The 14,996-nt window shown below is 65.0% G+C and carries 11 protein-coding genes; 6 read left to right on the top strand and 5 right to left on the bottom strand.

All coding sequences use genetic code 11. The annotated features are described in order from the left end of the window. Window positions 1-325 precede the first annotated feature (325 nt). The 4 genes from G3480_RS11030 to G3480_RS11015 form a co-directional block, all read right to left on the bottom strand. Entirely contained in the window at window positions 326-694 is a 369-nt protein-coding gene (locus G3480_RS11030; RefSeq protein WP_206171662.1) for a copper-binding protein, read from the bottom strand. A gap of 126 nt (window positions 695-820) precedes the next feature. Beyond that, window positions 821-4,189: an efflux RND transporter permease subunit gene (locus tag G3480_RS11025; protein ID WP_164653941.1), complete on the bottom strand. Its 3,369-nt coding sequence runs from the start codon at window positions 4,187-4,189 to the stop codon at window positions 821-823. Between the two features lie 4 nt (window positions 4,190-4,193). Further along, window positions 4,194-5,480 (bottom strand): efflux RND transporter periplasmic adaptor subunit, encoded by a 1,287-nt coding sequence (locus G3480_RS11020; RefSeq protein WP_240905750.1) that lies wholly within the window; start codon window positions 5,478-5,480, stop codon window positions 4,194-4,196. A gap of 101 nt (window positions 5,481-5,581) precedes the next feature. Beyond that, window positions 5,582-5,935, bottom strand: a complete 354-nt coding sequence (locus tag G3480_RS11015) for a hypothetical protein (RefSeq protein ID WP_164653940.1) — start codon at window positions 5,933-5,935, stop codon at window positions 5,582-5,584. Between the two features lie 1,701 nt (window positions 5,936-7,636). Here G3480_RS11015 and G3480_RS11010 point away from each other — a divergent pair. The 4 genes from G3480_RS11010 (at window position 7,637) to G3480_RS10995 (ending at window position 12,183) form a co-directional block, all read left to right on the top strand. Continuing rightward, window positions 7,637-7,882 (top strand): OadG family protein, encoded by a 246-nt coding sequence (locus tag G3480_RS11010; RefSeq protein ID WP_164653939.1) that lies wholly within the window; start codon window positions 7,637-7,639, stop codon window positions 7,880-7,882. Between the two features lie 91 nt (window positions 7,883-7,973). Continuing rightward, the gene (oadA, locus tag G3480_RS11005) at window positions 7,974-9,764 is read left to right on the top strand and encodes a sodium-extruding oxaloacetate decarboxylase subunit alpha (protein ID WP_164653938.1); all 1,791 of its coding nucleotides are present in this window, start codon (window positions 7,974-7,976) and stop codon (window positions 9,762-9,764) included. Window positions 9,765-9,768: 4 nt separating this feature from the next. Next, window positions 9,769-10,902, top strand: coding sequence for a sodium ion-translocating decarboxylase subunit beta (locus G3480_RS11000; protein ID WP_164653937.1), 1,134 nt, complete (start codon window positions 9,769-9,771; stop codon window positions 10,900-10,902). Window positions 10,903-11,310: 408 nt separating this feature from the next. Further along, a complete protein-coding gene (locus tag G3480_RS10995) occupies window positions 11,311-12,183 on the top strand; it encodes a CAP domain-containing protein (protein WP_164653936.1) in 873 nt (290 codons plus the stop codon). A 13-nt stretch (window positions 12,184-12,196) separates the two neighbouring features. Here the strand turns inward: G3480_RS10995 and G3480_RS10990 are convergent, their stop codons facing one another. Beyond that, window positions 12,197-12,874: a DUF4126 domain-containing protein gene (locus tag G3480_RS10990; protein ID WP_338114116.1), complete on the bottom strand. Its 678-nt coding sequence runs from the start codon at window positions 12,872-12,874 to the stop codon at window positions 12,197-12,199. 84 nt (window positions 12,875-12,958) lie between these two features. Here G3480_RS10990 and G3480_RS10985 point away from each other — a divergent pair, with 84 nt between their 5' ends. Both G3480_RS10985 and G3480_RS10980 read left to right on the top strand, forming a co-directional pair. Beyond that, complete coding sequence (locus tag G3480_RS10985) at window positions 12,959-13,447, top strand: DUF2939 domain-containing protein (protein WP_164653935.1); 489 nt, start codon at window positions 12,959-12,961, stop codon at window positions 13,445-13,447. A 59-nt stretch (window positions 13,448-13,506) separates the two neighbouring features. Further along, the gene (locus tag G3480_RS10980; RefSeq protein ID WP_164653934.1) at window positions 13,507-14,583 is read left to right on the top strand and encodes a PA0069 family radical SAM protein; all 1,077 of its coding nucleotides are present in this window, start codon (window positions 13,507-13,509) and stop codon (window positions 14,581-14,583) included. Window positions 14,584-14,996 lie beyond the last annotated feature (413 nt).

Below are 14,996 nucleotides of genomic sequence, written 5' to 3'. Positions count from 1 at the left end.
ATTTGGGGGTGGGGTGGGGTGTGGTGGGCTTCTTTATTCTTTGGTCCAATGGCAAGGTGGGGTGGGCGGGGCCCCCCGCGGCGAGGGGGGGGGTATCGGGGGGGGGCGCCGCTCCCACGTTGCTTTGCCTGAAGGATGCACGGTGTCGACTCAACCCAACCGACTAGGCGGCCCGATGATCAACGCCGTTGGTTGTTTCCCGGAAACTAGGCTGAGGACGAGCGTCGTCGACCCCGATCGGAGTCGAGCAGACGCTGCCGTCCAGATCCATGCGGGCGACGCTCGAGCGCGCGCTCCCGAATCCTGTGCGCGAACTCGAGCCGCCTCAATCCAGCCGCTTCAGCGCGGTGATCCGATAGACATTGTCGCTCCCGAGCATGATGGCGAAGTCGACCTTGTCGCCCGCGCTCACGCCGCTCAGATCGACCGCATCCGTGACCGGGAGGTCCATGGTCATGGCCGGCCAGCTCAATGCCGGAATCGGCTCATGGGTGATGTTGACTGAGCCGCCCTTGGCATCCACGGAATTGATCACCCCTTGACCCTGGGTGGCGCCGGTCGCTTGCTCCTGCGCCATAGCGCCCATGCCGTCATGGCGCATCATTTGGTCGTGGTCCATGGCCAGCACCTGGGTCTGGAAGGTGCCCGCCGCGCTGGCGGCTAGGACCGCCGTGACTAGAGTCAGCTTTTTCATCTCTATCCTCGTTCGTGGTGTTGTTTCACGTATGGACGCCCTGCCTTGAGGCAGGCCCCTGAAGCTGAGATGCGGCCCCGACCGGAAGGCGCAACGGCCCGCCCTCCGGCATCGGGTCGCATCGCTCTAAATGCCCGGCGAATGCTCGCCGCTGTCGCCGGCCGGTTCGGCACTGAGCTCCGCACGGGGAGTCAGCGGCGGTGGCAGCTCGCGGCGCCGCCACACCAGATAGATGGCCGGGATGACGAAGAGGCTGAGCAGCGGCGCGGTCAGCATCCCGCCAATCATGGGCGCGGCAATGCGGCGCATCACCTCGGACCCCGTCCCCTGGCCGATCATGATGGGCAGCAGGCCGGCGATGATGGTTGCGACCGTCATCGCCTTTGGCCGCACGCGCAGGACGGCGCCTTCGATGATGGCCGCCTTGAGGTCGCCCAGGTCGCGCAAGACGCCGTGCTCGCGCCGGGTCTCGAGCGCCTTGTCCAGGTAGACCAGCATGATGACCCCGAACTCGGCCGCCACCCCCGCCAGGGCGATGAAGCCAACCGCCACCGCGACCGACAGGTGGTAGCCCAGGAGGGTGATCAGCCAGAAGCCGCCGACCAGGGCGAAGGGCAGCGAGAGCATCACCAGCCACACCTGACCGAGACGGCGGAACACCAGATAGAGCAGGACGAAGATGATGAGCAGGGTGAAGGGGACGACCTGGCTCAGGCGCTCCTTGACCCGCAGCATGTACTCGTACTGCCCCGACCAGGTGATGGAATAGCCGGGCGGGAGTTCGACCTGGTCGCGGACCCGAGCCTGGGCGGCGGCGACGTAGCGGCCCACGTCCACCCCGCGGATGTCGACGAAGGTCCAGCCGTTGAGCCGCGCGTTCTCGCTCTTGAGCATGGGCGGACCGTCGACGATCTCGAGCACCGCGACCTGGCCCAGGGGGACCTGGGCGCCGGTCGGTGTCACGATCGGCAGCGCGCGCAGCTTGTGCACATCGTCGCGTTCCTCGCGCGGGAAGCGCAGATTGACCGGATAGCGCTCCAGGCCCTCGACCGTCTGGGTGACGTTGACGCCGCCCACGGCCGCCGCGACCACGGCATTGATGTCCGAGATGTTGAGTCCGACCCGCGCTGCGGCCACTCGATCCGGGCGGATCTCGATATAGCGCCCGCCGGCGACCCGCTCGGAGAAGGCCGAGACCGTGCCTGGGACCTCCCGTACCACGCGCTCGATCGCCTGACCGATGCGCTCGATCACCGCAAGGTCCGGCCCCGCCACCTTGATCCCGACCGGGGTCTTGATGCCGGTGGCGAGCATATCGATACGGGTCTTGATGGGCATCACCCAGGCATTGGTCACACCCGGGATATCCAGTTTCGCATCCAGCTCCTCGATCAGCCCCTCGAGCGTCAGGCCAGGTCGCCACGCCTCGCGCGGCTTGAGCTGGATGACCGTCTCGATCATGGTCAGCGGCGCGGGATCCGTGGCCGTGTCGGCGCGGCCGATCTTGCCGAAGACGCGCGCGACCTCGGGCAGTGAGGCGATCATCCGATCGGTCTGCTGCAGCAGTGCCTGTGCCTTGCCGATGGAGAGCCCCGGCAGGGTCGTGGGCATGTACATGAGATCGCCCTCGTCGAGTTCGGGCATGAACTCGGAGCCCAGACCGGCACCCAGCCGCCGCAGCCAGGGGCGGTCCTGTGTCAGCCGCCCCCAAGCCTCCGTGAGTCCTTCCTGCCATTGCCCGATACGCTCAGTGGCTGCCTGACCGACCGCCCCCTTGGTTGCCAGACTCGCGGCTTGGAAGGGCCACTGCAAGGGTTGCAAGAGACCGCCCACACCGTAGAGCGGCACGAGCAGGCTCAGCACGATGACGAGCGACGCCAGGATGGTCATCCGCGGCGCCGCCAGCACGCCCTGCAGCAACGGACGGTAGACCCAGATCAGCACTCGGCTCAGCGGGTTCTTGTCCTCGCTCGGGATATGTCCCCGGATGAAGTAGCCCATGAGCACCGGCACCAGGGTGACCGACAGCCCGGCCGCCGCGGCCATGGCATAGGTCTTGGTGAAGGCGAGCGGCGCGAACAGCCGCCCCTCCTGTGCCTCCAAGGCGAAGACGGGCAGGAAGCTCAGGGTGATGATCAGCAGGGAGAAGAAGAGCGCGGGACCGACCTCGACCGCGGCCTGGGCGATGACGCGCCAGTGCGCATCGCCGCTCGGGGCCTCGCCGTGGGTCTGGTGGTAATGCTCCAGGTGCTTGTGGGCGTTCTCGATCATGACGATGGCGGCATCCACCATGGCTCCAATGGCGATGGCGATCCCGCCCAGCGACATGATGTTGGCGTTGATCCCCTGGTGCTGCATCAGGATGAAGGCGGCCAGGATCCCAAGCGGTAGGCTGACGATGGCGACGAAGGCGGAGCGCAGATGGAAGAGGAAGGCCAGGCACACCAGGGCGACGACGGCGAATTCCTCCAGCAGCTTGTCCTTGAGGTTGTCCACCGCCCGCAGGATGAGCGCCGAGCGGTCGTAGGTCGGGACGATCTCGACGCCCTCGGGTAGCCCCTGGGCGAGTTGGTCCAGCTTGGTCTTGACCGCCGCGATGGTACTGAGCGCGTTCTCGCCGTAGCGCATCACGACGATGCCGCCCACGACCTCACCCTCGCCATCCAGGTCCGCGACCGCCCGGCGCATCTCCGGCCCGATCTGGACCCGCGCCAGATCGCGCAGCAGCACCGGGGTGCCTTCTGGCGTCACGGCGACCGGGATGGTTTCGATGTCGTCGACCGACTGCAGATAGCCGCGGCTGCGGATCATGTACTCGGCCTCCGCCAACTCCACGACCGAGCCGCCGACCTCCTGGTTGGCGTTGCCAATGGCGCTCGACAGCTTGGCCAGAGGGATGCCATAGGCGCGCAGCTTTTCAGGGTCGGCGACGACCTGGTACTGGCGCACCATGCCGCCGACGGAGGCGACCTCGGCCACGCCGGGGACCGTCTGCAGCTCGAACTTGAGGAACCAGTCTTGGAGGCTGCGCAGCTGGGCCAGGTTGTGTCGTCCGCTGCGGTCGACCAGGGCATAGCTGAAGACCCAGCCGACCCCGGTGGCGTCCGGTCCCAGCCGTGGGCTCAGGCCTGCGGGCAGCCGCGAGGCCGCTTGATTCAGATACTCCAGCACCCTGGAGCGGGCCCAGTAGAGGTCTGTGCCGTCCTTGAAGATGACATAGACGTAGGAGTCGCCGAAGAAGGAATAGCCGCGCACCGTCTGCGCCCCCGGCACCGCCAGCATGGTGGTGGTGATGGGATAGGTCACCTGATCCTCGACCACCCGTGGCGACTGGCCGGGGAAGCTGGTGCGGATGATGACCTGCACGTCCGAGAGGTCCGGGATGGCGTCCAGAGGGGTCTGACGCACCGCCAAGATTCCCCACAGGGTGAGGATCAGGGTGGCGAGCAGGACCAGGAAGCGGTTGCGGATCGACCAGTCGATGACCTTGTCCATAGGCTCACCGCATCCGCCGGAAGCTGGCCTGGAGGCTCGACTCGGAGTCGATCAGGAACTGGCCGGAGACGACGATGGCGTCGCCCGCCGCCAGCCCTGAAAGCACTTCGATCTGCCCGTCGGACGCCATTCCGGTCACCACGTCGACCGGCTGGAAACGACCGTCGCCCAGCGCCTTGACCACGCTCTCGCGCTCGCCGGTGACGATGAGTGCATCACGCGGGATCTTGAGCACGTCCGGCTTGGGGCCGCCCGCGATGACGACATCGGCGAACATGTTGGGCTTGAGCGCGCGCTGCGGATTGGAAAAGACCAGGCGGACGCGCAGGGTGCGGGTCTTGGGATCCAGGTCCGGGTAGAGATAGTCGACCTTGCCTTTCCAGGTCCGTCCCGGATAGGCCGGCACCTGCATCTCGGCCGACATGCCGGGCGCCACCCAGGCGAGCTGATGCTCGAAGACGTCGACCAGGACCCAGACCTCGGTCAGGGCGGCGATGGTGAACATCTCCGTCTCTGGGGTCACGTACATGCCCTCGCGGGCCATGATCCGGGTGACGATGCCATTGGCCGGCGCCTCCACCGGGATGGTGTTGCGGGTCTGGCCGGTCTTCTCGATCTCGCGGATCACGCCTTCGGGCACACCCAGCAGGCGCAGCAGATTGCGCGCCTTGTCCGGCGCGACCCTGCGGGCGCCCGACCCCGGCTGCTCCAGTGCGAGCAGGAAGTCCACCTGCGCGGAGAGGATGTCCGGGGCGTAAAGGTCCGCGAGCGCCTGACCTTTGGTGACCGGCTCGCCCTCGGCGCGCAGGCTCAATCCCTCGATCCAGCCCGCCGCGCGTGGATGGATGTGCGCCAGACGGGTCTCGTCATAGGCCACCCGGCCAACCGCGCGCACCTCTCGGCGCAGGGCGCCACGCTCTACCTCGGCGGTACGCACGCCCAGGCTTTGCACCATGGCGCCGCTGAGCGCGACCTCAGGGTGAGCGTCGACCTGTGGCTGCGCGGGCTTCGGGGTCATGCGTTTTTCGACCAGGTCCATACCGCAGATGGGGCAAGTCCCCGGGTGGTCCTGCACGATATTCGGATGCATGGGGCAGATGTAGGTGGGGTCGAGGTGCTTGGCGGCGTGCTCCAGTGCCGTCTCTTGAGCGGAAGACTGGAGGATGCTGTCAGCGGTTTCGCCGTCTTGGGGCGTCGGTTGGTCGCAACCGGTCAGGGTCGCACCGATAAACGCGAGGGCAGCAGCCCAGGCGAGGCCCGCACCTGGACGGGCCATTAGGGATATCGACATGAGCGTCTCCTGCGGAGCCGTGCCGCGATGCTGTCGCGGCACGGGCGAGCGTCAAGGGTCGCGGCGCACGGCCGCGACTCAGCCTGTCCTTCGCAAGGACGTCAGGCGCGCGGGGGTCGCTCGGGGAGCGCAGGGACGAAGTGGTAGAAATGGAGTCCCGAGCCGGCCACCTGAGCTTGTGAGCCAGATCGCTCGGCGATCACGGGTGGAGATTCCAGGGGCACGGCGACAGCGACCAGGCAGTGCAGGGAGCACTTGTGACAATCGAAGCGCTTGGGGTGCGGCGGTTCCGGGCTTGCGCGGCCCGCGTGATGCTGATGACAAACCGCCGCTGACTGGCCGTTGAGACCAGCCTCATGCCGACAGCCCAGCCCCGAGGACGCCCAAACCTGTGCCTGCATCACGAGCAGGCAGAGTATCAGGAGTGTGGTCGACGGACGCCGTTGGATCCTCATGGCAGAAGACTATGTGGGCGGACGGAAAGGCCCACAAGCCGGCGGGTGCGCTCGAGCATCCTTCAGGCGAAGCGACCTGGGCGCGGCGCCCCGCCGCGATCGCGCGCCCGTCGCGGCGGGCGCGCCGCATGGTCGGTTGGCAAATCCAGCGGTCTGGAACTCCCAGTCGCCCTCCATGCGACCATCAGTTGCGACTGCTGAGCCGCGTCAACGAGCCCTTCGTCAATCTTGCGCGTTGCGTTGAACGAGCGCGAAGACCATGCCTCCACATAGAAGGCTGGTGAAGATCCCGAGAATGGTTAAAGCATCGAATAGCATGATGACGTCTCCTTGCCGATGCACAGCTTCCTTTTTTCTGAGCAGAAGTCGTGCCTGATGCGATCGACGACCTGTCTCACCTGTTCGGTGAGGATCGCGACCTAGGACCTGAATCCCCTGCACCCAGCCGAACTGAAGCCCAGCTTGCCCCGCATGCCGTTGCGAGGCCGAGTGCGGCTCTATCAGCTTGGTCCTTTTAGGCTTCGGAATCTTGGAGGCAATTCACATCCTCGGCATTATCCTGCCGGCCAGTGCTGCGCTTGCGGCCTCGCTCTCGAGCACTTCAAGAAGGGTTCAGCTCCACCCCGACGCTCGCGAGGCTAATCTGATCGACGTCGCCGGCTGGCGGTTGCGTCTCACCAAGCCAGCAAATGGAGGCGTTGCTCTTCGGGCCATCCAGTCGGTTGAGTCGACACCCTGCATCCTCCAGACAAAGCGACGTGGGAGCGGCGCCCCGCCGCGATCGCGCGACCGTCGCGGCGAGGCGCCGCTCCCCCCGTTCGTGAACCTGGTCAAACGCTGATCGAGGCGCAAATGGGGGTACCGGCGCCCGCCTGCTCCTGAACGCGCGCCGATCGCTTAGCTGCGCGCAGGATCGGCGTTCTTGGCGGCGTAAAGCATTGGTTTAATCAATAGTTAAACCGGGAAATTGCCGGTTCAGCAAGGGTGCGCGAGGAGTCGAATGCCGCACAGGCGCCTCGACTCCGAGAATGCTGGCCTGGATCGGGGCAAATACGACCAATTCCGTAGGATTTACGTTAAGCAACTCTTCGTAATAGAAAAAAATCACGAAATACCCTGGAGCCCCAGACCTTTCCGATGGTCGTCATCCATCGACGCCAAGCACGTCGCTCGCGAGGATGAGCGGCCGATTCGTGTAGCGCGCATCTCGTTCAGCAACCGCGCCGTCCGCCCTTGGGGCTGTCCCAGCGGTCCAAAATCTTGCCCAACCAGGTCATCGCGGTTACGCTCCACACCCTGAATCGTCTCAGGCACTTACCTTCGATTGCGCCTGAGACGCTGGATTTGCAGCGGCTGGCCTTGTGAATCGCCGACGACCAGCAGCGACCCTCGGGCGAGAGATTGACCGAGATCGGGCTCGCGCCATTCGAGCAACCGATCGGCTGAAGACGCCTCTCTCGAACGATGGCGGCCCAAGCTACCCAAGCGCGTGCTGTCGCCTCGACTGGCTGGAGATGTTCCAAGCCGGGCGAGACGCCCTGCGCCAACCAGAGCCCCCGGAAACAGGCGGCCAGGCTAGGGAGCCCGAAGACTGATGATGTCACTCGGCCCGGCAACTGGCTGGAGATCACTGCCCCGGGCGGGAAATGCGCGAGACCGACGTCGCTCCCGAAGACATTGAGATGGTGGAGTCATTAAAGAATGAGCGAATCCGAGCTTTTGTATGAAAGCCTGAGCCTGCTGGTAATCGGCATGGGGATCGTGTTCGGCTTTCTCTTGTTGCTGGTGGGCATCCTGCGCGGAATGTCGGCCTTTGCCTTGAAGATCGCACCCGCCGAAATGCACCCCGCACCCACGGCGGCCCCAATCCACGCCACCGGATCCGAATCGGACGATCTCGTCGCTGTCATCACAGCGGCGGTCGCGCGCTACCGTCAGCGCCCCTAAGGTCCAACACGGCTCCCCCCAGTTTCCATCGACAACGTCCGGCGGCTGCCCTCCTTGGGAGCGGCTGGCGTGAGAACCTAGGCACCTAGCCATGAATCAGAATAATCCACTCGGTATCACCGAGCTCGTGCTGCGCGACGCCCATCAATCCCTGCTGGCGACGCGCATGCGCATCGAAGACATGCTCCCGATCGCGGAGAAGCTGGATCAAGTCGGGTACTGGTCCATGGAATCCTGGGGCGGCGCCACCTTCGACGCCTGCATCCGCTACCTCGGCGAGGACCCCTGGGAGCGCCTGCGTCAGCTCAAGGCGGCCATGCCGAAGACGCCGCAACAGATGCTGCTGCGCGGGCAGAACCTGCTGGGCTACCGCCATTACGCGGATGACGTGGTGGAGAAGTTCGTCGAGCGCGCCGCCGTCAACGGCATCGGCGTCTTCCGCATCTTCGACGCCATGAACGACCTGCGCAATCTCGAGCAGGCGGTCCATGCGGCGCTCGCCACCGATGCCCACGCGCAGGGCACCATGTCCTATACCGTCAGCCCGGTCCATAACGTCCAATATTGGGTCGACATGGGCCGCCGCCTCGAGGATATGGGCTGCCACTCCATCTGCATCAAGGACATGGCCGGCCTGCTGCGGCCCTATGTCGCGGAGGAACTGGTGACCAAGCTCAAGTCTTCCTGTTCCATCCCGATCGCCATGCAGTGCCACGCGACCACGGGCCTGAGCACAGCGGCCATCGTCAAGGCGGCCGAGGCTGGCATCGACATGGTCGACACGGCCATCTCATCCATGAGCATGACCTACGGCCATTCCCCGACCGAATCGGTCGTCGCCATCATGGAGGGCACGCCGCGCGATACGGGTCTGGACCTGATGCTGCTCGAAGAGATCGCAGCCTATTTCCGCGAGGTCAGGAAGAAATACGCCCGGTTCGAGGGCTCGCTCAAGGGCGTGGATTCCCGCATCCTGGTGGCGCAAGTCCCTGGCGGCATGCTCACCAATATGGAGAATCAGCTCCGCGAGCAAGGGGCCGAGGACCGGCTCGACGAAGTCTTGGCTGAGATCCCCAAGGTCCGCGAAGAGCTTGGCTTCCTGCCGCTGGTCACGCCGACCTCGCAGATCGTCGGCAGCCAAGCGGTGCTCAATGTCCTAATGGCCGAGCGCTACAAGAGCATCACCAACGAGACGGCGGGCGTGCTCAAGGGCGCCTACGGCGCGACACCCGCACCCGTGGATGCAGAGCTGCAATCGCGCGTCCTGCAGCCAGGCGAGGAGGTCATCACCTGTCGTCCGGCGGATGATATCAACCCGGAGATGGATCGCATCATTGAGGAGCTGGAGGGCATCGCCCGCGAGCGCAAGCTCGAGCTGCGCGGCGACGCGGTGGACGACGCGCTGATCTACGCCATGTTCCCGCAAGTGGGTCTCAAGTTCCTGGAGAATCGCGGCAATCCCGACGCCTTCGAGACCGCGCCTTGGCTGATCGAGGACAAGCCCGCGCCATCAGCGCCCGCGGCCGCCGCGACACCTGGTGGTGCAGAGCGCTACCACATCGAGGTCAATGGCAAGGTCTACGACGTGGTCGTCTCGCCGCAAGGCAGCGTGCAGTCCATTGTCCCCGCCGGAGCTGCGCCGACAGCAGTCCCTGCAGCCCCGGTCCTGGCCGCCATGGTCGAGGCACCGCTCGCCGGCAACATCGTCAAGGTCAACGTGAGCCTGGGACAGCAGGTTGCCGCAGGCGACGTCGTGGTGGTGCTGGAAGCCATGAAGATGGAGACCGAGGTCCGCGCTCCCTCAGCCGGCAGCGTCACCGAGATCCGGGTTAAGGAAGGCGACGCCGTCACGCTCGGATCGCCGATGATCGGGCTGGGCTGAGAACATGGATCAGTTCGAAAAACTCTGGCTATCCATGGGGATAGCCAACATGGAGTGGGGCCAAGGGCTGATGATGGCCGTTGGCTGCCTGCTCATCTATCTGGCCATTGCCAAGAAGTTCGAGCCGCTCCTGCTCGTCCCCATCGGCTTCGGCGCACTGCTGAGCAATATTCCGATCGCCGGAATCGGTGGGCCGGATGGCATGATCGGCATGATCTACCACGTCGGCGTCGAGACGGGCATCTTCCCGCTGCTCATCTTCATGGGCGTGGGCGCACTGACCGACTTCGGAGCGCTCATCGCGCGGCCCTCGACCCTGCTGCTCGGCGCCGCCGCCCAGTTCGGCATCTTTGCAACCCTGATCGGAGCGGTCGGGCTCAACGCCCTGCCGGGATTCAACTTCACGCTGCAAGACGCCTCCGCCATCGCCATCATCGGCGGCGCGGACGGTCCGACGGCGATCTTCCTGGCATCGCGGCTCGCGCCGGACCTGCTGGGCGCGATTGCCGTTGCCGCCTACTCTTACATGGCGCTGGTGCCCATCATTCAGCCGCCGATCATGCGGGCACTGACAACCAAGGAAGAGCGCGCCGTCGTCATGCAGCAACTGCGGCCCGTGTCGCGGCTCGAGCGCATCTTCTTCCCCATGGTGGTGCTCATCCTCTGCGCCCTGCTGCTGCCCTCCGCGGCCCCGCTGATCGGTATGCTGATGTTCGGCAACCTGCTGCGCGAGGCCGGCGTGGTCGAGCGGCTCAGCCGCGCCGCGCAGAATGAAATCATCAACATCGTCACCATCATGCTCGGGCTGGCCGTCGGCTCCAAGCTCTCGGCCGACAAGTTCCTGGCGCTGGAGACACTGGGCATCCTGCTCCTGGGTGCGCTGGCCTTCTGCATCGGCACGGCCGCGGGCGTCATTATGGGCAAGATCATGTACCGCGCGACCGGCGGCAAGGTGAACCCGCTCATCGGCGCGGCCGGCGTCTCCGCCGTACCCATGGCCGCGCGCGTGGTCAATAAGGTCGGACTCGAGGAAGATCACCACAACTTCCTGCTGATGCATGCCATGGGACCCAACGTGGCCGGCGTCCTCGGCTCTGCGGTGGCGGCGGGCGTCTTGCTCGCACTCGTCGGCAACTAAGAAAGTGACCATCAACAACTTCCCCCCTTTCGCAAAGGGGGGGATTTCGGGCGGGATCGCTCGTATCGGGAAACAATTGATGGGCGCTTTCTAAGGCGATCAGTCTTGCGACGTGCCGGCTTTTCAAGGCTGGCACGCCGCGAGCCGCTCAACTCCTTCCGCGCCCGGCAGCGCCGTCCCAACCTCCATTCAATCACCTCGATTCGCGAAACAGGTCAAAGCCCTGGAGCGATGAGTTGACCGAAAATAGCGCTCAACTCACCACTGCGGAGCTTGAGCGCGGATGCCGAATCACAGTCCAGTCAGGGTGCACGAGCAAGCTGATTGCCTCGGCCGGCCGGGGCGGACTCTCATCCGCCAGGGCGACACCAGCAATGCGGACAGGCGCATGCAAGACGCGCGCGCTTCATGACCAATCTCGCCGGAGAACGGCGTCGGCCAAGCGGCCGAGCCTCCGAGGCACTGCGGCGACCGGCTTGCACCGGCTTGTTGCTGCGCGCCGCCATGGGAGCCCTCAGTCTCGTCGCGGCCATCGCCTTGAGCTGCGTCTCCTGCGCTCGGCAGGTGCAGCCCGAGCCCTTCGCGCTCGAGCCCTGGCCAATCCAAGTGTCTGATGCCATGGAGGCGGCCCCGACCATGCCGCAAGCCATTTCGGAAATCCTCGAGCAGACCAACCAGCTCCGACGTCAACAGGGACTCGAAGCGCTCGACGTCAACACAGCGCTGACGGCAACAGCCGCCGATTTCGCGCAATTCATGGCCAGCTCGGATCGCTATGGGCATGAGGCGGACGGCAATACCCCAGGAGAGCGCGCACGAAGCCATGGCTACGACTACTGCGTCCTCGCCGAGAACATCGCCTACTACCTGAGCACTGCGTCACCTTCGCATCGCGAGGTGGCTCGCAGCCTCATTGAGGGATGGCAGGACTCTCCCGGCCATCGCCAGAACATGCTCGAGCCGGACGTCACGGAGGTAGGCATCGGCGTGGCAAGAAGCATCGAGAGCGGTCGCATCTACGCCGTCCAGGTCTTCGGCCGCCCCAAGTCGGAGCACGACCAATTTCGCATCAGGAACGCCTCTGGGACACGCATCGAATACAGCCTGGGCGGTGCACAGTATCCGCTCTCCGCCGGCCACACCAGAACCCACCGCGTCTGCCGGGCTCAGCCCCTGAGCCTACTCGATGCGGCCTCAGAGGCTAGACTGCTTCCGAGTAACGGCGACACCTTTGAGGTCATCGCCGCGACATCGGGCGCACTAATCCTGCGGATGCGCTGACGCGGCCGAACATTCAGCGAGTGTTGCCAGTCGGCGGCCCGCCCCCTTCCGTCGGCACGTCTTGACCACCACCAAAGAGACGCAGCAGGAAACGGAAGACGCGCTTCACTCCGCCCCAAACCTTTGGCAGCAACCAAACCAGCAGAAGCAAAAAGACGGCAAGCAGCCCTAGAAAGACTGCTGGATGATTTACGGCGATCAGCAAACCACCGATAACGCCGACATCCTCGGTGACAGATGCGGCCCAGTTGGTGAAGGGCTCGGGGGAGGTGTTGATCAGCACACGCGTGCCTGATTTGGCCGCATGGGAGGCGGCCGCCAGACTCCCGCCTAGAATGGCCGCGGCCAGGTCAGTGCCGGGGCCGAGATCACCGGCAGCGCCGGCAGCCAGCATGGCGCCAACTGGAATGCGGATGAAGGTGTGCAGCGAATCCCAGGCCGTATCCACACCTGGTACCTTGTCGGCGAAGAACTCGACGACGTACATGACTCCAGCGGCCAGCAGCACGAGCGGGTCCATGAGGATGTCCAGACCTGGCGGTAGGTCCAGGGTGCCGGTCAGGCCAAGCACGCCGATCACCAGAATCGTCGCATAGACGTTGAGACCACTGGCCCACCCGGCGCCCATGGACAGTGCCAAAGTCTGTGTCAGATCGTCCACGATATTGCCTCGCTCAATGGCCGTTGCCACGGATTATACTCAGGATGTCTGCCCGCCGACCGCTGGTCGAGCGGATGCGGAGATCAAGACGGATACACCCCAGGACGCATACCCATGGCACGCATCGCCGGCTTCTTACTCGCCTTTTGCCTCATCGTCTTTGGCGTCTGGCCCTACTACAGTCTCTACCGGCTCGACCAGGCATTGAGCGAGCCCGATGCCTCGGCTATCGCGCCTTTCGTGGATCTGGGCGCGATCCAGCAAAGCTACAAGGCCAGGCTGAGTTCAGGCGTCGACACTATCCTTCCGACAACGGACAGGGCCGCCGTCCCTGGGCTCGAGTGGCTGGCAAAAAGCCTCCGCGAGCTTGGAGATCAGGCGCTCGGCCAAGTGATCACGCTCGACCTCGTCCGCTCCATGTTGCGCGAGGCTGCCATCCGCGCGACAGACCAACGCCCCGTCTACTTCTTGGCGGGTGTCGACTATGCCTTCTTCGCCTCCTGGAACCGCTTCCGCATTCGCCTGGGCGATCAAGGGGAGCCGACCGAGGTCTTGATGCGTCTGGAGGGCATCCACTGGCGGATCACGGACATTCGCGATTGACCGCCAGTGCAGACAGGCGACGGGGCCGCGCGGCGAGACGCCAGTGCTATGCTTGAGCAATGCCTGACGCAGACCAACACAGCCATGCGCGCCCCAAGGGGCGAGGTGCAACCGGCAACGTCCCCAACCGCTATCATGAGCGGACGACCGAGCGCTGCGACGACGGCTGGCATCAAGAGGACTTGCCGCCGCTGCGGACCAGCCTGGGTGTCGACCGGGCGCGCTCGGCGATCAGCTGGAACGACTCGCCCGACATCCCCTTCGACCGCTCGGTCAATCCCTACCGGGGCTGCGAGCATGGCTGCATCTACTGTTATGCCCGACCAAGTCACGCCTGGCTGGATCTCTCCCCCGGCCTGGATTTCGAGAGCCGCCTCTTCTACAAGCCAGACCTGCCCGAGCGGCTGCGAGAGGCGCTGTCCGCCAAGTCCTACAAGCCGGCACCCATGGCGATCGGCAGCATCACCGACGCCTACCAGCCCATCGAGCGCGAGCAGGGCTTGACCCGCCAAATCATCGAGATCCTTTGCGAGTCCCGCCACCCCTTCGCCGTGATCACCAAGTCCGCCCTGATCGAGCGCGACCTGGACCTCATCGGCGCGGCGGCCCAGGCGGGCATCGCGCAAGTCGCCGTCAGCCTGACCACCCTCCAGCCCGCGCTTGCGCGTCAAATGGAACCGCGCGCGGCCACACCCATCAGGCGACTCAAGGTCATCGAGCGTCTTGCTGAGCGCGGCATTCCGGTACGCCTCATGGTCGCGCCCATCGTCCCAGTGCTCACCGATCATGAGCTTGAGACGCTGATGCGCGCGGGGCGCGAGGCCGGTGCCTCGGCCGCTTGCTACGTCCTGCTGCGACTGCCGCGCGAACTCTCATCCCTATTCAGACAATGGCTCCAGGAGGTCGCACCGGACAGCTTCGACCACGTGATGAATCGGCTCCGCGAGGCGCACGGCGATCACGACTACGACAGCGAATTCGGCCATCGGATGACAGGCACCGGCGTCTATGCGGATCTATTGGCGCAGCGTTTCGACCTCGCCTGCCGCAGGCTCGGCCTCCAACATGGCATTCCAGACCTTCGCAGCGATCGCTTCGATGCGGCGGCCCTTCACGGACAGCTTTCGCTGTTTTGAGACTCTGTCTGGAGGGTTCCCAAGGCGAGCCCGGCTTGCAGTACATTCCGTGGAGCCAAGGGTTTGCAGCGCACCGGGGAGTCTGGCCGCCCGTGGAGAGTCTGGCCGCTCATGATGCGCGCCGAAGCCTCATAAGGGTCTTGCTTCATCTTTGCCCGTCTCGCCACCGGCGATGTTGCCGGCATTGACACACTGCCTCAGTGGTTGGTGAGTAAGGTCGCGAATGGACCCAGATCAGCTACCGAGCCCTCTCAACTGACTTGGTGCTCTGCCCACTTCCGGACAGCGGGGCTTGGTGCGTCAGCGTCCACAGTCGACCGGACAGCTGACGTTTGCGCTTTTGCGCTCACGCTGAGCCATGCGCAAAAGACGCATCCATTGCAAAGAGCAGATCGAGCGACCTCGTCAGATCG

This window comes from Thiorhodococcus mannitoliphagus (genome assembly GCF_010915725.1).
GTDB lineage: Bacteria > Pseudomonadota > Gammaproteobacteria > Chromatiales > Chromatiaceae > Thiorhodococcus > Thiorhodococcus mannitoliphagus.
This window is presented reverse-complemented; position numbering and strand designations above follow the sequence as displayed.

What these genes read in the sequence shown, in the direction of transcription:
- G3480_RS11020 (WP_240905750.1), bottom strand. Translation starts at nt 5,480, where the DNA reads ATGTCGATATCCCTAATGGCCCGTCCAGGTGCGGGCCTCGCCTGGGCT.
- oadA (WP_164653938.1), top strand. Translation starts at nt 7,974, where the DNA reads ATGAATCAGAATAATCCACTCGGTATCACCGAGCTCGTGCTGCGCGAC.
- G3480_RS10985 (WP_164653935.1), top strand. Translation starts at nt 12,959, where the DNA reads ATGGCACGCATCGCCGGCTTCTTACTCGCCTTTTGCCTCATCGTCTTT.
- G3480_RS11000 (WP_164653937.1), top strand. Translation starts at nt 9,769, where the DNA reads ATGGATCAGTTCGAAAAACTCTGGCTATCCATGGGGATAGCCAACATG.
- G3480_RS10995 (WP_164653936.1), top strand. Translation starts at nt 11,311, where the DNA reads ATGACCAATCTCGCCGGAGAACGGCGTCGGCCAAGCGGCCGAGCCTCC.
- G3480_RS10980 (WP_164653934.1), top strand. Translation starts at nt 13,507, where the DNA reads ATGCCTGACGCAGACCAACACAGCCATGCGCGCCCCAAGGGGCGAGGT.
- G3480_RS11010 (WP_164653939.1), top strand. Translation starts at nt 7,637, where the DNA reads ATGAGCGAATCCGAGCTTTTGTATGAAAGCCTGAGCCTGCTGGTAATC.
- G3480_RS11015 (WP_164653940.1), bottom strand. Translation starts at nt 5,935, where the DNA reads ATGAGGATCCAACGGCGTCCGTCGACCACACTCCTGATACTCTGCCTG.
- G3480_RS11025 (WP_164653941.1), bottom strand. Translation starts at nt 4,189, where the DNA reads ATGGACAAGGTCATCGACTGGTCGATCCGCAACCGCTTCCTGGTCCTG.
- G3480_RS11030 (WP_206171662.1), bottom strand. Translation starts at nt 694, where the DNA reads ATGAAAAAGCTGACTCTAGTCACGGCGGTCCTAGCCGCCAGCGCGGCG.